The following is a 19370-nucleotide window of genomic DNA, read 5'->3' as shown; positions in this document are numbered from 1 at the left end:
CAGGCGGGAAACCGACCGTTTCTCCGCCGGAATCTTCTCTCCCGCAACATGAATCCGAATTGAAGGAGTACACACATGGCTCTGCTCACCATCGGCGACCAGTTCCCGGCCTACAACCTCACCGCCGTCATCGGCGGCGACCTCTCGAAGGTCGACGCGCAGCAGCCGGACGACTACTTCACCACGGTCACCAGCGACGACCACGCGGGCAAGTGGCGCGTCGTCTTCTTCTGGCCGAAGGACTTCACCTTCGTCTGCCCCACCGAGATCGCCGCCTTCGGCAAGCTGAACGACGAGTTCGCCGACCGCGACACCCAGGTGCTCGGCGCCTCGATCGACTCGGAGTTCGTCCACTTCCAGTGGCGCGCCCAGCACGAGGACCTCAAGACCCTCCCCTTCCCGATGCTCTCGGACCTCAAGCGCGAGCTGGTCGAGGCCACCGGCGTCCTCAACGCCGACGGCGTCGCCGATCGCGCCACCTTCATCATCGACCCGAACAACGAGATCCAGTTCGTGTCGGTCACCGCGGGCTCGGTCGGCCGCAACGTCGACGAGGTCCTGCGCGTGCTCGACGCCCTGCAGTCCGACGAGCTGTGCGCCTGCAACTGGCGCAAGGGCGACCCGACCATCAACGCGGGCGAGCTCATGAGCGCGGGCGTCTGATTCCGGCCGTTCCCGGATCTCCCACGCCACCTCACACTCGAAGGGATCGAGCGATATGAGCATCGACAACCTGAAGAACGCACTCCCCGAGTACGCCAAGGATCTCAAGCTGAACCTCTCCTCGATCAGCCGCACCACGGTGCTGAACGAGGAGCAGCTGTGGGGCACGCTGCTGGCCACCGCCGCGGCGACCCGCAACGCCACCGTGCTGCGTGAGATCGCCGACGAAGCCGCCGACAACCTGTCGGCGGAGGCGTACAACGCCGCCCTCGGCGCCGCCTCGATCATGGGCATGAACAACGTGTTCTACCGCGGCCGCGGCTTCCTCGACGGCAAGTACGACGACCTGCGTCCCGGTCTGCGGATGAACATCATCGGCAACCCGGGCGTGGACAAGGTGAACTTCGAGCTCTGGTCGCTGGCGGTGTCGGCGATCAACGGCTGCGAGCACTGCGTCGGCGCGCACGAGAACGTCGTCCGTGAGGGCGGGCAGGACCGCGAGGTCGTGTTCGAGGCCCTCAAGGCCGCGTCGATCGTGGCCGGCGTCGGCCAGGCGATCACCTCCGCCGAGGCACTCGCCGCCGCGGGAGTCTGACGGACTGCCGCCCGCACCACTGCGGGCCACATGCGGGCAGGCCCCGAGCGCGTGAACTTCACGTGCTCGGGGCCTGCCGTCATTTCAGGTGGGCAACCGCCGTCTGACGTCAGTCAGTCGGTCAGGCGGCGGCCACCTCCTCAGTCCTGAAATTCACCATTTCTCGGACCACCTCCTTCCCTGTTGACGAGCAGAACGCTACGCCGATGCCCGGAGCGGCCGCAACGGGTTTTCCGGGGAGGCTTCGGGGTATCGATGTGGTGGCCGTCGATATCGGTGGCTACAGCTCCCGCACGGCTTTCGCCACCCGATCGGCGAGCTCCCCCACCTCGTCCGCGGTCATGATGAACGCCGGCGAGATCTGCAGTGCGCCCTGACCGGCCACCCGGCCGCTGACACCGTGCTCGCGCAGCTTCGTCACGGCGGCCGCTCCCTTCGACGGGTCGGCGAGCTGTACCGCCGTCACCGCTCCCAGACCGGTGCGGACCTCGCCGACCTGAGACAGCTCCGCGAGCGGCGCGAACGCCGCGGCGAGGTCGGACTCGAGACGGCTCGCCGTCTCGAGCAGTCCCTCGCGCTCGATGATGTCGAGGTTCACCAGTGCGGCCGCTGCCGCTGCGGCGTGGCCGCCGTAGGTGTATCCGTGGCGCCACCACGTGCCGCCGGCGAAGAACGGCGCCGCCACCCGCGGCGCGACCACCAATGCGCCCATCGGCACATACCCGCTGGTGAGTCCCTTGGCCGTGGTCATCATGTCGGGATCGAGACCGAATCGGGAGGAGGCGAACCACTCCCGGGCCCCGATACGGCCGAACCCGGTGACCACCTCGTCGGCGATGAACAGCACGTCGTGGTCGCGGCAGATCTCGCGGACTTCGCGCAGGTAGCCCTCCGGCGGCGGATACACTCCGCCCGCGCCCAGGATCGGCTCGGCGATGAAGGCCGCGATGCGCTCGGCTCCGATCCGCTCGATCAGCCCCAGGAGACTCTTCGCGTCATCCCACGCGACGGTCTCGGTGTCGGACATCAACTCGCCGTAGCCCTCGCCGTTGGCGTCTATGCCCGCGAGCGAAGTGCCCGCGACGTGCATCCCGTGATACGCCCGGCTGCGTCCGACGACGATCGTCTTGTCGGGCGCGCCCTGCTCGACCCAGTACCGGCGCGCCAGTTTGACCGCCGACTCGACCGAATCACTGCCGCCAGAGGTGAACAGCACCTTCGAACCCGGTACCGGCGCGATCGCGGCGATGCGCTCGGCGAGTTCGACGGTGATCTCCGACGCCACGTCGCCGAAGTTCGAGTAGTGCGCGAGCGTCGACAGCTGCCGCGCCACCGCGTCGGCCACCTCGGTGCGACCGTGACCGATGTTGGCGAACCACAGACCCGCGGTGGCGTCGATGTATTCCCTGCCGCTGTCGTCGTAGACACGCGTCCCGCGTCCGCGCGTCACGATGAACGGTCCGTCCGCGGTCACCGCACCCATGTCTGCAAAGCCGTGCCAGAGAGAACCCATGCCTTGAATATCGCACTTCACCCCGGGTTGCGCTTACCTCTCAGCCGGACTCCGCGAGCCGGGCGAGACGGTCGATCGACGACGCCAGCCGTTCGCTCGTCGTCGCCCTGGCGCGGGCTTCGCGCTTGGGGTCGTGCAGTTCCGTCCAGTCGTACGTGTGCACCACACGGGTGCCGTCGGCGTGCTCGAAGAGTTCCCAACGCCAGAGGTGGCCGGGCGGATTCTTCCCCACCTCCGACGGCAGCCACGCGATGAGACGTCCCTCGTCGAATTCGACGACGTGATTCTCGCGCACCGCACCGGGTTTGGTGAGCCGCATGGTGAAGACGTCGCCGACGCGGCGCACCCGCCGGCCTGGCTCGGCCGCGGTGAGGTTGTCGTTGCCGTCCCACTCGGGCTGACGGGCGGGGTCCGCGATGAGCTCGAAGATCCGGCTGCGCGGTGCGGCGACGATCCGCTCGGCGGAGACGACGCGTGCGGAGGACTCTGTTCCGGGTGTCATCACCGCATTGTGGCCCACCGTAGAATCGATGTCATCATGCCTTCCGCGATCCCGTCTCCGGACCTGTCCGCCCTGACGATCTCCTATCCGCCGGAACTCCCGGTCAGCGCCTGCCGCGACGAGATCGCCGAGGCGGTCTCCGCACACCAGGTGGTCGTGATCGCGGGCGAGACCGGTTCGGGCAAGACGACCCAGTTGCCGAAGATCTGCCTCGAACTCGGCCGCACCTCGATCGGTCATACGCAGCCTCGGCGGATCGCGGCGACGTCGGTGGCCCGGCGGATCGCCGACGAGTTGGGCACCGAGATCGGCGGGACCGTCGGGTATCAGGTGCGCTTCTCCGACAAGGTCGGCAAGGACACCCGCATCAAGGTGATGACCGACGGCATCCTGCTGCGCGAGATCGGCCGGGATCCGCGGCTGTCCGGTTACGACACGATCATCATCGACGAGGCGCACGAGCGCAGCCTCAACATCGACTTCCTGCTCGGCTATCTCAAGCAGTTGCTGCCGACCAGACCGGATCTCAAGCTCATCATCACCTCGGCGACCATCGAGCCCGACCGCTTCGCCCGGCATTTCGCCACCACCGCGGACACGGTGCCGATCTTGGAGGTCTCGGGGCGGACGTACCCGGTCGAGATTCGGTATCGGCCGCGCGAGAGCGACGACTCCGACCACGACGACCTCGATCAGATCGCGGCGATCGACGCGGCGGTCGGCGAGCTGTGGTCGCACGCCCCGGGCGACATCCTGGTGTTCCTGCCGACCGAGCGCGACATCCGGGACACGGCCGATGCCCTCCGCCGACGCAGCGCGGCCGAGATCGTTCCGCTGTTCGCCCGGCTGTCGGTCGGTGAGCAGCAACGGGTGTTCGCCCCGTCCAACGGTCGGCGGATCGTGCTGGCCACGAATGTCGCCGAGACGTCATTGACCGTTCCCGGCATCCGGTACGTGATCGATGCGGGTACGGCTCGCATCTCCCGCTATTCGACCCGCACCAAGGTGACTCGTCTTCCCGTGGAACGGGTCTCACAGGCCAGCGCCCGTCAGCGCGCGGGTCGCTGCGGCCGGGTGGCGCCGGGCATCTGCATCCGCCTGTACTCGGAAGACGATTTCGACGCTCGTCCGGAGTACACCGACCCGGAGATCCTGCGGAGCAATCTCGCCGCCGTCATCCTGTCGATGCTGTCGCTGCGGCTGGGCGACATCAACGACTTCCCGTTCGTGCAGGCGCCCGACCCGCGAGCGGTCCGCGACGGCATGGCACAGCTGTCCGAACTGGGAGCGGTCACCGGCACCGATTCCGCGTCCGCGCGGCTGACCAAGATCGGCAAGCAGCTCGCGCGGCTGCCCGTCGACCCGAGGTTGGGCCGGATGCTGGTTGCCGGACACGACAACGGCTGCCTCGATCACCTGCTCGTCATCACTGCGGCGCTGGCCCTGCCCGACGTTCGGGAGTTCCCCAGCGACAAGCGGGAGGCCGCCACCGCCGCCCATCGCCGGCACGCGGTGCCGGGGTCGGAGTTCCTCGGGCACCTCAAGCTCTGGGAGTATCTGACGGCCAGGCGCGCGGAACTCTCAAGCAGCCAGTTCCGCAAGATGTGCGAGCGAGAGTTCCTGCACTTCCTGCGGATCCGCGAATGGATCGATCTGCACCGGCAGCTGCGGCGCACCGTCAGCGACCTCAAGTGGCAGATCCCGGACACCGAGGTGGACCCGGCAGCCGTTCATCGCAGCGTGCTCTCCGGCCTGCTGACCAACATCGGTGCGCGGCAAGGCGACTCACGCGACTATCTGGGCACCCGAGGCACGAAGTTCGCGATCTTCCCCGGATCCTTCCTCGCGAACAAACCGCCCGCCTTCGTCGTGGCCGCCGAACTCGTCGAGACCTCGCGCCTGTTCGCACACACCGTGGCCTCGATCGATCCGGCCTGGGTCGAGGAGTTGGCCGGCGACCTGGTGACGCGCACCTACTCCGAGCCGCACTGGTCCACCCGCCGCGGCGCAGTGATGGCGTACGAGAAGGTCAGCCTGTACGGAGTTCCCCTGGTGGCACAGCGCCGCGTGAACTACGGGTCGATCGACCCGAAGACCTCGCGCGAGATCTTCATCCAGGAGGCACTGGTCGCCGGACGCTGGCGTAACCGTCATGCGTTCTTCGCCCACAACGCCGAGTTGCTCCGCGACGCGTCCGAGACCGAACATCGCGCGCGGCGTAGGGACCTGCGCATCTCCGACGACGAGCTCTTCGAGTTCTACGCGGCGCGCATACCGTCCACCGTGGTGTCGACACGGCATTTCGACTCGTGGTGGAAGAAGGCGGGCCGCACCGATCCGGCGCTGCTCAACCTCCGGCCCGAGGACTTACTCGGAGACGACGTCCCCACGGCCGCCGACTATCCGGCCGCCTGGCAGCAGGGCGAGACCCGCCTGGAGCTCCGCTACCACTTCGAGCCCGGCGCACCCAATGACGGCGTGACCGCGATCATCCCCGAGCCGCTCCTGGCACATGTGCGAGACACCGGATTCGACTGGCTCGTACCCGGGATGCGCGCCGAACTCGCGACGCAGCTGATCAAGTCGTTGCCCAAGGGCCTGCGCAAGTCCATGTCCCCGGCGTCCCGGTACGCCGAACTCGCTCTCAGCCGACTCTCGGTGCGCAGCGAGCCACTGCTCACCGGCCTGGCTCGCGAGCTGTCGTCGATCAGCGGGGTCACCCTGGCTCCGCGCGATTTCAATCCGTCGGCACTCCCCCCGCATCTGCGGATGCACTTCGCAGTCACCGGCACAGACGGCGCGATCATCGCGCGCGGCGACCGGCTCGCCGCGCTTCGCACCGACCTGTCTGCCGACGCCGACCGCGACCGCCGTGCGCCCCTGCACCGCGAATGGACCGCCGACGGTCTGGGCACCCTCGCCGACTCCGAGACGGCGACCGTTGCGGGACAGACGATCACCCGCTATCCCACGCTCGCGACCGTGCCGGGACAGGGCGTACGCATCGCGAAGGCCGCCACCTCCACCGAGCGCGACGCCGGCATCGCCGCCGCCGCCGGAGAACTCCTGCGACTCGCGATCGCGCCGCCCAGCCGCAAGCTGGCGTCGACTCTGCCGCCGCCGGCCAAGCTCGCGCTGAGCCAGAGCCCGTATCCGGACGTGGACGCGTTGCTGGCCGACTGCACGGCACGGGCGGTCACCGACACCCTGGCACGGGAGCCGGAGTTGGCCGCCCTGCGCAGTCCCGGTGACTTCGGCGCGCTCTCGGCGCGGCTGGGGCCGGTGATCCGGTCGCGCGCACCCGAGTACTTCGACGCCGCCGTCGCGGCGCTCGCCGAATACTCCCCGGTGCGCCGGGCCGTCGACGCCCGGTCCGGGACTCTCGCCGCCGACGACGTCTCCGATCAGGTCAACGATCTGATCTTCGACGGCTTCGTCGGCGCGACGGCATTGGAGCATCTGCGCTCGCTGCCGCGCTATCTGACCGCCGCGCGGCTGCGCCTCGAGTCCCTCAACACCGCCGCCGGCCGGGACAACGAGGCGATGGGCGCCATCGACAGGGTGGTGGCGGTCTGGAATCGGCGCCTCGCCCAGCTTCCGGCCGCACGCCACGAGGCGCTGAACGAGTTGGTGCAGTGGCGCCTGGAGGAACTCCGCGTGAGCCTGTTCGCTCAGCAGCTCGGCACCAACGGTCCAGTCTCCGAGCAGCGGATAATCAAGGCGATCGACAAGTTCAGCTGACTGCTCGGACCGGTGGCGCCGGTGCCGTGAGTGTCAGTGACGGTCGCGGCGCAGCGAATCGATCTCGCGCTGGAAGTCGTCGGCCGACTCGAACGACCGGTAGACCGAGGCGAACCGCAGATAGGCCACCTCGTCGAGGTCGCGCAGCGGACCGAGGATCGCGAGACCGACCTCATTGCTCGGTATCTCGGCCGAACCCGACGAGCGCACGGTGTCCTCCACCTGCACCGCAAGCTTCGCCAGTGCGTCCTCGTCCACCTGACGGCCCTGGCAGGCGCGGCGCACGCCCTGCATCACCTTCTCGCGACTGAAGGGCTCGGAGATGCCGTTGCGCTTCACCACGGACAGCACAGCCGTCTCGACCGTGCTGAACCGCCGCCCGCATTCATTGCACGACCTGCGGCGACGGATCACCTGGCCGTCGTCGGCGACTCGGGAGTCGACGACACGGGTGTCGTCGTTCTTGCAGAACGGGCAGCGCATGCCATGACAATACCCGCCCGCCTCAGCCGTACTGCGGGGCGATAAGCGCTTGTCCGACATGCAGTCCCGATGTCTCGAGGCCGTTCAGGTCGCGCAGCTGGGCGATGACGCCCGCGGACGGCAACTCCGGAGCGATCCGCTCAGCGAGCGCGGTGAGCGACTCCCCCGACCGGACGTACACCACGTGCGTCGCCGCCGGCGACTCCGGCGTCGCCGCATCCTGGTAGCCCGCTCCGACGAGGGCGAGCAGCCACACCATGCCGGCGAGGGTGCCGCCGACCACCGCGGCCCCGGCCCACCGGCGCCTGCGGTACACCGAGGGCGACAGCGCGGTCCGGCCGGCCGGCGGCGCATCGAACATCACTCGCCGGTCCGCGACCGGGCGACGCCGCTCGGGGCGGCCGGTCGGGAAGCACGTTCCGCTCGAGTCGCCTCGCCCCGCTCCGCGTACTCCCCGATCACGGACCAGCGAGCCACGGACCACCGGGATGTCGCAGGTCATCGCCGACGCGGTTGAGTGCACAGCAGTGGAGTGCACAGCGGTGGAGTGCACAGCAGTGGAGCGCACAGCGGTGGCGCGTCCGGTCGGGGCGGGTGCCGTCCTCGTGCTCATGACTCGTCTCCAATCGATCGCGTGTTCGAAGAACTCTTGTTCGATAGTTAACACGAGGGGTCCGACAAACGCCGACACGCGTCGAACAATTGTTTGAGTTTTGTGACCTACTCAACTAGCCTTTGGACCATCGATCGAACACAGCTGACGAAAGGCCCGACCGTGACCGACACGCCCGATCCGATGCTCTCCACCGCGACGCTCGAGGCCTCATTGACCCAGCGTCAGCGCGAGGTGCTCGAGGTCATCCGTCAGTCGGTCCGCGAGCGCGGCTACCCGCCGAGCATCCGTGAGATCGGCGAGGCCGTCGGACTCACCTCCACGTCGTCGGTGGCCCATCAGCTCCGCACGCTCGAGCGCCGCGGCCTTCTCAAGCGCGATCCGCACCGTCCGCGTGCGGTGAACGTTCGGGACGATCAGCGGACACCGCCCTCGGGCGGTGCCGAGGCCGACGGAGAGTCACTCCCCACGCCGACCTTCGTTCCGGTGCTCGGCCGGATCGCCGCCGGCGGACCGATTCTCGCCGAACAGGCCGTGGAGGAGGTCTTCCCGATGCCGCGCGAACTGGTCGGCGACGGTTCCCTGTTCATGCTTCGCGTGGTCGGCGAATCGATGATCGACGCGGCGATCTGCGACGGCGACTGGGTGGTCGTGCGCCAGCAGAACGTGGCGGAGAACGGTGACATCGTCGCCGCGATGATCGACGGCGAAGCCACCGTGAAGACCTTCAAGCGCACCGACGGTCACGTCTGGCTCATGCCGCACAACGAGCATTTCGAGCCCATCCCCGGCGACGACGCCGCCATCCTCGGCAAGGTCGTCACGGTGATGCGCCGTATCTGAGGCGCCCGGCCGGCCTCAGCGGGACATCACACCTCGCCGGCCAGAACCGCGCGAACCGCCTCGCGCGCCTGTGACGGACTCGTCGCGGCGATCGCGGCGGACGCCGCATCGCGGCACTGATCCATGGTGACGGTACCCAGCTTCAGTCCCACCGCGGCCGACGCCGCAGGCGCGGACGACAACGACGTCACACCCATCCCGACCAGCACACATGCCAGCAACGGATCGGCAGCCGCCTCGCCGCATACGCCCACGGGCTTGCCCTGGTCCCGACCGGCGTCCCCGACCCGCTGTATCAGCGCGAGTACCGCCGGCTGCCACGGGTCGGTGAGCGCCGCCAGCTCCGGCGACATCCGGTCCGCCGCCATCGTGTACTGGGTCAGGTCGTTGGTGCCGATCGAGACGAAGTCCACTTCGGCGAGGATCGCGTCGGCGAGGATCGCCGCCGACGGCACCTCGATCATCACCCCCGGCACCAGACCGCGTTCCCGAACCCGCGCGGCGAATTCGCGCGCCTCGTCGACCGTGGCGATCATCGGTGCCATCACCCACGGCGTCGCACGGCCGTCGTCGCGCGCCGCCTCCGCCAGCGCATCGAGCTGGTTGTTGCGGATGTCCGGATACGTCTGCACGATGCGGTTGCCGCGGACTCCCATCGCCGGATTCGGCTCGTCGGAGTGGGCGACGAACTTCAGTGGCTTGTCCGAGCCCGCGTCGAGGGTGCGGATCACCACCTTGCGCCCGGGAAAGGCGTCGATCACCTCCCGGTAGAGCTCTACCTGCTGGGCGACGGTGGGCTCGGCCGCGCGGTCCAGGAAGGCCAGTTCGGTTCGGAACAGTCCGACGCCCTCCACCGGCGCCTGCGCCGCCGACCGAGCGGACACGCCGTCGGCCACGTTGGCCAGGATCGCGACCGCGTGCCCGTCCGCCGTGCGGCCCGGCCCGCGCCAGGCCGCCGTCTCGGCCGCCCGCGTCGCCGCGGCCGTCACGGCGTCCGAGATGAGTCCGGCGTCCGGGGCGGCCCCCACCGTTCCCGCGTCCCCGTCCACGTAGCCCATGGCTCCGGAGGGGATCTCATCGAGTTCAGCGGCGGCGACCACGCACGGAATACCGAGTTGGCGAGCAATGATCGCCGTGTGGCTGCTGGGGCCGCCGAGCCGCATGCCCAGCCCGATGACGCGTGCCGGGTCCAGACCCGCGGTGTCGGCGGGCGCGAGGTCGTCGGCGAGCAGAATCGACGGCACGTCCGGCACGGGGATGCCCGGCTCCGAGAGCCCGAGGAGTTCGGCGACGACGCGGTCTCGGACGTCCAACAGATCGGTGACCCGTTCAGCCATGAGGCCGCCGAGCTTGGTGAACATCTCCACGAACTGCTCGGTGGCCGCGATCGCGGCAAGCGGCGCTCGAACGCCCTGCGCAATCGACTTGCCCGCGGCCGTCGCCCACCCGCGATCGCGCGCGAGACCGGCCGTGGCAGTCAGGACCTCGGCCGCGACGCCGGTGCTGTGGGAGGCCCGGTCGGCCAGCCGGTCGGCCACCACTCCGGCGGCGGCGGTGAAACGCTCCATCTCTGCGTCGCGGAGCTCCTCCGGAACGGGAGAGTCGTCGATGGCGTCGAAGCCGGGTCGCGGTGCGGGTCTGATGATCGGTCCGTACGCGAGGCCACCGACCACCGGAGTACCGGAGACGATGACGTCGGCGCGGAACGGGTTCTCGGCAGGCACGGGAGAAGTCACCTCGGTCATGTGAGAAAGATTACAGAAAGTCCTTGACGTGTCAACACGTACCCATGTAAACAAAGATGTGTAACCAACCAAATCAACACAGATCCACATCTTTGCACGATCCCCATCGTTGCATGAGATCGGACAGTCGGGAGAGCAGATGTACGCGGAGGAACGCCAGTCGGCGATCGCGAACGAGGTCCGCCTGCGCGGCCGCGTCTCCGTAGCCGATCTCGCCGCGCGCTTCTCCGTGACCGGCGAGACCGTGCGCCGCGACCTGGCTATTCTCGCTCGCAGCGGCCATCTGGTGCGCGTCCACGGCGGAGCCGTACGCCTCGACGTCGCCGCAGTGGTCGACGAACCTGATCTGGTGGTTCGGGAGGAGACCCACCGAGGCGAGAAGAGCGCCATCGGTGCCGCTGCGCTGGCATTCCTGCCCGCCGACGGCGGTTCCATCGTGATCGACGCCGGGACCACCACTCTGCAGTTGGCTCTGTCCATCCCCGCCGACGCCCGCTTGACCTGCGTCACCAACAGCGTGCAGATCGCCGAGGTGGTGGCGGAGTTGCCCGGCTCCGGGGTGCTGCTGACCGGCGGCAGACTCCGGCCCAAGACCGGTGCCTCCGTCGGCGCCGACGCGATCGAGCGACTCTCGCGCATCCGTGCGTCGGTCGGCTTCCTCGGCACCAACGGTCTGTCGCTCGAGCACGGTCTGTCGACACCCGACGCCGACGAGGCCGCCACCAAACGCGCCATGATCGCGGCCTGCACGACGACGGTGGTCCTCGCCGACTCGTCCAAGATCAACCGGGAGGAACTGATGAGCTTCGGAACCCTGGAGGACGTCGATGTCCTCGTGACCGACGCCGGGATCGACTCGGCCTTCGCCGACGAACTGCGCGCCCACGAGATCGAGGTGGTGATCGCATGATCGTCACCGTCACCGCCAATCCGAGCACCGACCGTACGATCGAGCTCGCCGGACCGCTCCGGAGGGGCGAGGTGCACCGTGCGGCCCGCGTCGTCGACCAACCGGGCGGCAAGGGAATCAACGTCGCACGGGTGGTGCGGGCCGCCGGCCTTCCCACACTGGCCGTCCTGCCCGCCCGCGCCGACGACCCGTTCATCGACAGCCTGCGCGCCGTGGCCCTTCCGCACCAGGCGGTGTCGGCGGACGGGACGGTCCGGACCAACCTGACCGTCGCCGAACCGGACGGCACCACCACCAAGATCAACGACGCCGGAACGGCCGTCTCCGCCGAGGCCGCGGCCGCGCTGCGCACCACGATCCTGGCCCGTGCCGAGGGAGCGGACTGGCTCGCTCTGTGCGGCTCGCTGCCGCCCGGCCTCCCCGACGACTGGTACGCGCAGGTACTCGCCGCGACGGCGTCGCTGCACTGTCGGGTGGCCGTCGACACGTCCGGTGCACCCCTGGCCGCGGTGGCCGCCGCCCGTCCGGCACTGCTGAAGCCGAACTCCGATGAGCTCGCCGAACTCACCGGCGACGATCCGGCCGGCATGGAGAGGTCTGCGGCGCAGGGTGATCCCAGCGTCGCAGCGGCCGCCTCCCGAACACTCGCCGACCGGACCGGCGGGACGGTGCTGACCACGCTGGGCGCGGCCGGCGCTCTCCTGACCACCCCGGACGGCATATGGTTCGCCACCGCGCCGGCTGTCGCGGTCCGCAGCACCGTCGGCGCGGGCGACGCCTCACTCGCCGGTTATCTGATCGCGCACCTGCGCGGTGCCGACGAGGCCGGGCTCCTGCGCAGTGCCGTCGCTCACGGCTCGGCGGCCGCAGCACTGCCGGGCACCACGCCGCCCACTCCGGATCTGCTCGACGAAGCGGGTGTGTCCGTCTCCCGGCTGTCCTGATCCGTCCGCGAAGAACCCCGACACCCAGAATCTCCGAGTCCCCGAATCCCCGACCCCCAGAATCCCGACCCCCAGAATCACCGAGGGAGCCATCATGTCCCAACAGATCATCACGCCGGAGCTGGTCCTGCTCGACGGTGACGCCGGCGCTGATGCGGACAGTGTCATCGCCGCGCTCGCCGGTCTGGTCGCAAACGCCGGCCGCTGCACCGACCCGGCCGAGCTCGCCGAGGCCGCTATGGCACGCGAACGCAAATCCGCGACCGGGATTCCCGGAGGCATCGCGATCCCGCACGCACGCGTCGCCTCCGTCACCACCGCCACCCTCGCCATGGCACGCCTGACGCGAAAGGCAGAATTCGGTGCTCCGGACGGGCCCGCCGACATCGTCTTCCTGATCGCGGCACCGGAGGGAGCCGCCGGCGAGCACATGAAGGTGCTCAGTTCGCTGGCGCGCGCCCTCGTGCGGCCCGACTTCGTCGCCGCCCTGCGCGCGGCGCCCGACGCCGCCGCCGTCGTCGATCTGGTCAACGAGGCCGTCGACGGCAAGCCGGCCCCTGCCCCGGCCGCAGCGACCCCCGCAGCGACCCCGGCAACTGAGACCCCGGCAACTGAGACCCCGACCACCGAATCCCCAGCGGCCGAGCCCGGGACCACTCGGATCGTCGCCGTCACCGCGTGCCCCACCGGGATCGCGCACACCTACATGGCCGCCGACGCCCTCAAGCTCGCCGCCGAACGCGCCGGCGTGGAGTTCGCGGTGGAGACCCAGGGGTCGACCGGTTCGACGCCCTTCGCCCCCGATGTGATCGCCGCCGCGGACGTGGTGGTCTTCGCGACGGATGTGGGCGTCAAGGGCCGCGACCGGTTCGTCGGCAAGCCGGTGGTCGCCTCCGGCGTCAAACGCGCGATCAACGAACCCGATGCGATGATCGCCGAGGCGGTCCGCACGGCGCGAGATCCCCGGGCCGCCACCGTCGCCGGGGATGCGAACGCCGGCGCGCAGGCGCCCGCGGCCTCCCGTGTGGGCATCGGAGGTCAGCTCAAGCAGGCTCTGCTGACCGGTGTCAGCTACATGATCCCGTTCGTCGCCGCGGGCGGTCTGCTGATGGCGCTCGGCTTCCTGCTGGCCGGCTACGAGATCGGCAGTTCGACGGTGCAGGAGGGCACCTCGGACGGACTGTACTACGCACTGCACTACAGTCTCTGGGATCTGCCGCCGGGCGGGCTCATGCAGTATCTCGGCGGAGTGAGTTTCGCGATCGGCAATCTGGCGATCGGGCTCATGGTGGCGGTCCTGGCCGGCTACATCGCCTACGCGATCGCCGACCGGCCCGGTCTCGCTCCCGGATTCACCGCGGGTCTGATCGCCGTCGCCGTGAACGCCGGCTTCATCGGCGGTCTCGTCGGTGGTCTGCTGGCCGGCGTCGTCGCCCTCTGGCTCTCCCGGCTGCCGCTGCCCCAGTGGGCGCGCGGACTGCAACCGGTCGTCATCATTCCGCTGGTGGGCACGCTCGTCACCGGCTTCATCATGTTCGCTCTGCTGGCCCGTCCGCTGTCGTGGATCAACACCTCGCTCGAGGACTGGCTCAACTCGATGTCCGGCAGTTCCAAGGTGATCCTCGGCATCGTGATCGGCCTGATGATGTGCTTCGATCTGGGCGGACCGGTCAACAAGGCGGCGTACGCCTTCGGCGTCGCCGGCCTCGGACTCGCCGGCGCGGGCGTCGCACAGTGGGAGATCATGGCCGCGGTGATGGCCGCAGGCATGGTTCCGCCGCTGGCGATGGCGCTGGCGACCACCCTCCGACCGTCGACGTTCACCGAACCGGAGCGCGAGAACGGCAAGGCCGCCTGGCTGCTGGGCGCGTCGTTCATCTCCGAGGGCGCGATCCCGTTCGCCGCCGCCGATCCGTTCCGCGTGATCCCGTCCATGATGCTGGGCGGTGCGGTCACCGGAGCGCTGTCGATGGCGTTGAGCGTCCAGTGCCGGGCACCCCACGGGGGCGTGTTCGTCCTCTTCGCGATGAACGGCACGTGGTGGAAGTTCCTGATCGCTATCGTGGCGGGCGTGATCGTCTCCGCCGTCGCCGTCCTCGCCGCCAAGCAGTACCAGCCCAGCCGGGAGCGCACGCCGATCCCCGCCGAGGCCGCCTGAAACACCCGGGCCCGAGCACGCAGCTCGGGCCGTCACACCGAAAGAAAGGCACGTCCATGCCCAGCACCACCGTCACCGTCGGATCGGCCGTCGGTCTGCACGCTCGTCCCGCCGCCATCATCGCCGACGCGGCCACCGCTCTCGGCGTCCCGGTGACGCTCGCCGCCGGCGGTGATCCGGTCGACGCGGGCAGCGCGCTGATGATCATGACCCTCGGCGCGGAGAAGGGCGCCTCGGTCACCGTCGAAAGCGACGACCAGGCCGCGGTCGATCAGATCGCGGCACTGGTCGCCAAGGATCTCGACGCCGAGTAGCCGGGCGAGACCGTCAGGCGACGGTCAGATCGCTGTACTCGGCCGCGAGCGCAGAAGGCATCCGCACATGCAGGCGGGTGCCTTCGGCGTTGTGCTCCGTGTCGAGCACGTGCGCGTGCTGGTGGAGCCGGGAGATCACCTCTCCGCGGGCGAACGGCACCTGCAGGACGGCGTCCACATCGTCTCGCTGCAGGAAGTCGGTGATCGCGGCGAAGAGCCCGTCGAGCCCCTCACCGGTCCGGGCCGAGACGAACTGCGCATCCGGATACTCGGCCCGCAGCGCCGTCATGGTCACGCCGTCGACGGCGTCGATCTTGTTGACGACCAGCATCTCCGGCGGCGCGGGGCGGTCCTCTTCGGCGAGCACCTCCCCCAACACCTGGCGGACGGCCGAGATCTGGTTGGCCGGGAACGGGTCTGACCCGTCCACCACGTGGACGAGCAGATCGGCGTCGACGGCCTCCTCCAGTGTCGACCGGAACGCCTCGACCAGCTGGGTGGGCAGATGCCGGACGAAGCCGACGGTGTCGGTGAAGACCACCTCGTGCCCGTCGGCGAGCTGCGCGCGGCGGGTGGTCGGATCGAGCGTCGCGAACAGTGCGTCCTGCACGAGGACTCCCGAGCCGGTCATCGCGTTCACCAGGCTCGACTTGCCGGCATTGGTGTAGCCGACCACCGTCAGGGCCGGTACACCGCCCCGGCGGCGCGCCGCGCGCTTCACCGTCCGAGCCGTCTTCATCCCGCGAATCTCCTTGCGCAGCTTGGCCATTCGCTCGCGGATCCGCCTGCGGTCGGTTTCGATCTTCGTCTCACCGGGGCCACGCAGGCCCACGCCGCCGTTGCTGCCGGCGCGGCCACCTGCCTGGCGCGACATCGACTCGCCCCAGCCGCGCAGCCGGGGAAGCATGTACTCCATCTGCGCCAGCGCCACCTGCGCCTTGCCCTCACGCGAGGTGGCGTGCTGGGCGAAGATGTCGAGGATGAGCGCGGTGCGGTCGATCACCTTCACCTTGACGACCTTCTCCAGCGCCGTCAGCTGGGCGGGAGTCAGCTCACCGTCGCAGATCACGGTGTCGGCTCCGCTGGCGACCACCACTTCGCGGAGTTCCTCGGCCTTGCCGGAGCCGAGATAGGTGGCCGGATCAGGTTTGCCACGGCGCTGGATCAGGGCGTCGAGCACCTGCGATCCGGCAGTCTCGGCGAGCGCGGCGAGTTCGGCCATGCTGGCGCGGGCCGCGGCGACGCTCCCCGTGGTCCAGACGCCCACGAGGACGACCTGCTCCAGCCGGAGGCGGCGGTACTCGACCTCGGTGACGTCCTCGAGTTCGGTCGACAGGCCGACGACGCGTTGCAGCGAGGCACGCTCGTCGAGCTGGAGTTCGCCCACCGTGGGTTCGCCCGGGCGTCCACGCTCCGAGAGCCCCGGGACCTCCTCGGCGGACCGGTCGTCGGCGGATTCGTCCAATGCAGATTCTTTGGTCAGTTCAGTCATATGTACATCCATTGTGCCCCCGACCGGCACCGGAACGCATCCGGATTTCCCGCGGGTGCCCGCTCAGTCGGCCCAGCCCGCGACGAGCCGGCCGCGGGCCACCAGCCGAGACGGGCCGCGCAGGACGGCCGAGCCGTCGCCGACAGTGACCAGCACGTCGCCGCCCGGCACTGTGACCGCGACCGACCCCGAGTCTCTGCCGGCCCCCGACAGCGCAGCCGCTGCGGCGGCCACCAGGCCGGTACCGCACGATCGGGTCTCCCCGACGCCCCGCTCGAACACTCGCATGTGCGCATGGAAGTCGGCCTCGTCGGCCGGGGTCGGGCCGCCCGGGGTCAGCGGGGTGAGGATCTCGACGTTCGCCCCGTCCGGAAACAGCGCCGAGTCCAGCTCGGCGCCGGTGGTGAGATCCAGTGTCGCGAGCCGTTCGGGCGTCAGGCCGTCGACCACGCAGGCCAGGTGAGGGTTGCCGACGTCGACGGCCTCGCCCGTCAGCGTCGTACCCGCGATGCGGACCTCGCTCGGACCGCGCAGCGCCACCGGTCCCATCGAGACACTCACGTCGGCGTCGGCGTCGTCGGCCGAGTGCACGGTGACCGGACGGGCCCCGGCGCGCGAACCGACGGTGAACGCATCGGTGTCGACGAGCCCTTCGGTCCGGCAGTAGTGCGCGAACACGCGCACACCGTTGCCGCACATCTCCGCGATCGAACCGTCGGCGTTGCGATAGTCCATGAACCAGTCCACGCCCGAAACGCCCTCGGGTAGCCGTTCCAGCACCTGTTCGGCCACCAGCGATCCGGCGGTCGCGACGCGCAGAACGCCGTCGGCACCGAGTCCCCGCCGGCGGTCGCAGAGGGCGACGACGAGGTCCTCGGTCAGTTCGATCTGTGCCTGAGGATCGGGCAGGATCACGAAGTCGTTCTGGGTGCCATGCCCTTTGACGAAGGTCAGCGCCGGAGAGTTCTTCACGCCCATCAGGCTACGCGGAGCGCGCGGAGCGCATTCTCCAGCAGGGCGGGATCGGCGGCGTCGAGCCACACCGCGCGCGGGTCGCGCCGGAACCACGACCGCTGCCGGCGCACGTACCGTCGCGTGCCGAAGAAGGTACGCTCCTGCGCCTGATCGAGGTCGTAGACGCCGTCGAGATACTCGATGACCTGTGCATAGCCGATCGCCCGCGAGGCCGTCCGTCCCTCCCGCAGGCCGCTCTCGCACAGTGCTCGCACCTCGTCGACAAGGCCGGCGTCGAACATCGCCGCGGTGCGCAACCGGATCCGCTCGTCGAGGGCCTCCTTCTCTCGGTCGAGGGTCAGGATGCGGGTCCCCCACCGCGGTTCACCGATCGACGGCGCCGACGCCGCGAACGGCTCCCCGGTGATCTCGACCACCTCGAGGGCGCGCACGATGCGCCTGCCGTCCGAGTCCAGGATGGTGGCCGCGGCGGCCGGGTCGACCTCGGCCAGCCTGCGGTGGAGAGCCAACGGCCCGATCTCGGTGAGCAGCGCCTCGTACTTCGCCCGCACCGCGGGATCGGTCGACGGGAACTCCCAATCGTCGAGCAGGCCCTGGATGTACATCATCGACCCGCCGACGATGACCGGCAGCCGGCCCGAAGCGAGAAGCGCTTCGACGTCTGCCGTCGCCGCGGACTTGTAGCGGGCGACGGTGGCGGTCTCGGTGACGTCGAGGACATCGATCTGGTGGTGCGGTATCCCCCGCCGTTCGGCGACGGGAAGCTTGGCGGTGCCGATGTCCATCCCGCGGTACTGCTGCATCGCGTCGACGTTGACGATCTCGCCGCCGAAGTGTTCGGCGAGATCGAGGGCGAGTTCTGATTTGCCGCTGGCCGTCGGGCCGATGACGGCGATGGGTGCGAGGGTCACCGCGGCGCCCCCGGCGACCAGACGGCGACGGTGTAACCGACCCCGAACGGGGCATCGCGATACAACACCTCTGCCGCTGCGACATCAGACACAGCGACATCGGCCGCGGGACCGCCGCAGGCGGCCGCCAGGACCTGCCATGCGGCCCTGCCTCCGACTCCCTCCGCGGCGCACGCGTCCGCGTCGAGGGCGGCCAGTGCGCCGGTGTCCGCGCGGGCGAGCGCGTCGTCGATCCGCCGCTGAAGCGCGATCGCCGAGGGCCGCTCGCCGCCGCCCGGAGCGCCCGGCGACAACGCGGTGCAGCCGTCGGCCACCACCAGAAGTCCCACCCGGTCGCCGCTGTCGGGATCGCCGCTGTCGGGATCGCCGCTGTCGGGATCGTCGCTGTCGGGATCGCCGCCGTCGGACAGGGCGCGCGCGAGTTCCAGTCCGGCTGCCGCGCACTGGTCCGGCGACCACTCCGGATCCACCACCCACGGCGTCACCGTGATCCGCTCTCCGCCGCCGTCGGCCTCACCGCGGACCCACCCCGCGATCAGCATCGACAGGGGCAGCGGCGCGCCCTCGGTCGGCGGACCGCCGAGTCGTACCGGGTGCGGCACACCGTATCCGCCGAAGTCGCCGCAGCTGCGGTAGTCCGTGGCACCGGCGGAGCCGGCGCGATCGGCTGCGCCGAGTGCGATCCACCGATCGGCCGCGCTGCCGAGCCGCTTCGCCACCGCACGCACGGCCGCGCGTACGGGTTCGGTGTCGGTGGCGGCCGGACCGGCCAGTTCGGGGACGAGCAGCGGAGCGCTCGGGACTATCGCAACCAGGGCTAGCACGGTCTCGACGCTACCGGTGCGCGCGCGGAACATCGGTTCGGGCCCGGCACCGGCGGCGTCCCGGCCTCGATGTGGGAGGCAATGTTGCAGGCCGCGCCCACAACCGTCGCCGTGCCTGCTTGAATGAACCTCGTAGTGAATGAA

General features: G+C 69.7%; 17 protein-coding genes. 8 read left to right on the top strand and 9 right to left on the bottom strand.

Annotation, left to right across the window (positions count from 1 at the left end; genetic code table 11):
- Nucleotides 1-75 precede the first annotated feature (75 nt).
- On the top strand, nt 76-663 hold the full coding sequence (locus ACK8HH_RS08100; protein WP_006896288.1) for a peroxiredoxin: 588 nt from the start codon (nt 76-78) through the stop codon (nt 661-663).
- A gap of 55 nt (nt 664-718) precedes the next feature.
- Nucleotides 719-1258, top strand: a complete 540-nt coding sequence (locus ACK8HH_RS08095) for a carboxymuconolactone decarboxylase family protein (protein ID WP_006896287.1) — start codon at nt 719-721, stop codon at nt 1256-1258.
- 280 nt (nt 1259-1538) lie between these two features.
- Here ACK8HH_RS08095 and ACK8HH_RS08090 read toward each other — a convergent pair whose 3' ends face one another.
- Both ACK8HH_RS08090 and ACK8HH_RS08085 read right to left on the bottom strand, forming a co-directional pair.
- Complete coding sequence (locus tag ACK8HH_RS08090) at nt 1539-2771, bottom strand: aspartate aminotransferase family protein (protein ID WP_045540064.1); 1233 nt, start codon at nt 2769-2771, stop codon at nt 1539-1541.
- 40 nt (nt 2772-2811) lie between these two features.
- Nucleotides 2812-3273, bottom strand: coding sequence for an SRPBCC family protein (locus ACK8HH_RS08085; protein ID WP_411815838.1), 462 nt, complete (start codon nt 3271-3273; stop codon nt 2812-2814).
- 36 nt (nt 3274-3309) lie between these two features.
- Between ACK8HH_RS08085 and hrpA the strand changes: the two genes are divergently transcribed.
- On the top strand, nt 3310-7014 hold the full coding sequence (hrpA, locus tag ACK8HH_RS08080) for an ATP-dependent RNA helicase HrpA (protein ID WP_375002037.1): 3705 nt from the start codon (nt 3310-3312) through the stop codon (nt 7012-7014).
- Between the two features lie 33 nt (nt 7015-7047).
- On the opposite strand, the gene nrdR is transcribed toward hrpA, so the two are convergent.
- Nucleotides 7048-7497: a transcriptional regulator NrdR gene (nrdR, locus tag ACK8HH_RS08075; protein WP_006896283.1), complete on the bottom strand. Its 450-nt coding sequence runs from the start codon at nt 7495-7497 to the stop codon at nt 7048-7050.
- Between the two features lie 22 nt (nt 7498-7519).
- A complete protein-coding gene (locus ACK8HH_RS08070; protein ID WP_260868478.1) occupies nt 7520-8110 on the bottom strand; it encodes a LysM peptidoglycan-binding domain-containing protein in 591 nt (196 codons plus the stop codon).
- Nucleotides 8111-8293: 183 nt separating this feature from the next.
- Here ACK8HH_RS08070 and lexA point away from each other — a divergent pair, with 183 nt between their 5' ends.
- The gene (gene lexA, locus ACK8HH_RS08065; protein WP_231650344.1) at nt 8294-8953 is read left to right on the top strand and encodes a transcriptional repressor LexA; all 660 of its coding nucleotides are present in this window, start codon (nt 8294-8296) and stop codon (nt 8951-8953) included.
- 26 nt (nt 8954-8979) lie between these two features.
- Here lexA and ACK8HH_RS08060 read toward each other — a convergent pair whose 3' ends face one another.
- On the bottom strand, nt 8980-10698 hold the full coding sequence (locus ACK8HH_RS08060) for a putative PEP-binding protein (RefSeq protein ID WP_006896279.1): 1719 nt from the start codon (nt 10696-10698) through the stop codon (nt 8980-8982).
- 139 nt (nt 10699-10837) lie between these two features.
- Between ACK8HH_RS08060 and ACK8HH_RS08055 the strand changes: the two genes are divergently transcribed.
- The 4 genes from ACK8HH_RS08055 (at nt 10838) to ACK8HH_RS08040 (ending at nt 15024) form a co-directional block, all read left to right on the top strand.
- Nucleotides 10838-11608 carry a DeoR/GlpR family DNA-binding transcription regulator gene (locus tag ACK8HH_RS08055; RefSeq protein WP_045540810.1) on the top strand — a complete coding sequence of 257 codons (771 nt, stop codon included), beginning with the start codon at nt 10838-10840 and terminating at the stop codon, nt 11606-11608.
- Nucleotides 11605-12552: a 1-phosphofructokinase family hexose kinase gene (locus tag ACK8HH_RS08050; RefSeq protein WP_045540812.1), complete on the top strand. Its 948-nt coding sequence runs from the start codon at nt 11605-11607 to the stop codon at nt 12550-12552. Before ACK8HH_RS08055 ends, ACK8HH_RS08050 begins: the two co-directional genes overlap by 4 nt.
- Nucleotides 12553-12646: 94 nt before the next feature.
- On the top strand, nt 12647-14710 hold the full coding sequence (locus ACK8HH_RS08045; RefSeq protein WP_375002043.1) for a fructose-specific PTS transporter subunit EIIC: 2064 nt from the start codon (nt 12647-12649) through the stop codon (nt 14708-14710).
- Nucleotides 14711-14766: 56 nt separating this feature from the next.
- Nucleotides 14767-15024, top strand: coding sequence for an HPr family phosphocarrier protein (locus tag ACK8HH_RS08040; protein WP_006896274.1), 258 nt, complete (start codon nt 14767-14769; stop codon nt 15022-15024).
- Nucleotides 15025-15037: 13 nt separating this feature from the next.
- Here the strand turns inward: ACK8HH_RS08040 and hflX are convergent, their stop codons facing one another.
- From hflX to ACK8HH_RS08020, 4 genes are all read right to left on the bottom strand, one after another.
- Nucleotides 15038-16516 (bottom strand): GTPase HflX, encoded by a 1479-nt coding sequence (gene hflX / locus ACK8HH_RS08035; RefSeq protein WP_045540414.1) that lies wholly within the window; start codon nt 16514-16516, stop codon nt 15038-15040.
- Nucleotides 16517-16579: 63 nt separating this feature from the next.
- Nucleotides 16580-17494, bottom strand: a complete 915-nt coding sequence (gene dapF / locus ACK8HH_RS08030; protein ID WP_006896272.1) for a diaminopimelate epimerase — start codon at nt 17492-17494, stop codon at nt 16580-16582.
- Nucleotides 17494-18402, bottom strand: coding sequence for a tRNA (adenosine(37)-N6)-dimethylallyltransferase MiaA (gene miaA / locus ACK8HH_RS08025; RefSeq protein ID WP_006896271.1), 909 nt, complete (start codon nt 18400-18402; stop codon nt 17494-17496). Before miaA ends, dapF begins: the two co-directional genes overlap by 1 nt.
- Nucleotides 18399-19226 (bottom strand): hypothetical protein, encoded by an 828-nt coding sequence (locus ACK8HH_RS08020; RefSeq protein WP_412475671.1) that lies wholly within the window; start codon nt 19224-19226, stop codon nt 18399-18401. The genes miaA and ACK8HH_RS08020 overlap by 4 nt, the downstream gene beginning before the upstream one ends.
- Nucleotides 19227-19370 lie beyond the last annotated feature (144 nt).

The sequence above is a fragment of the Gordonia sp. LUNF6 genome (assembly GCF_047041125.1).
GTDB lineage: Bacteria > Actinomycetota > Actinomycetes > Mycobacteriales > Mycobacteriaceae > Gordonia > Gordonia sihwensis.
Note: the sequence above shows the minus strand (reverse complement) of the source record. Positions and strands in the feature narration are given on the sequence as shown.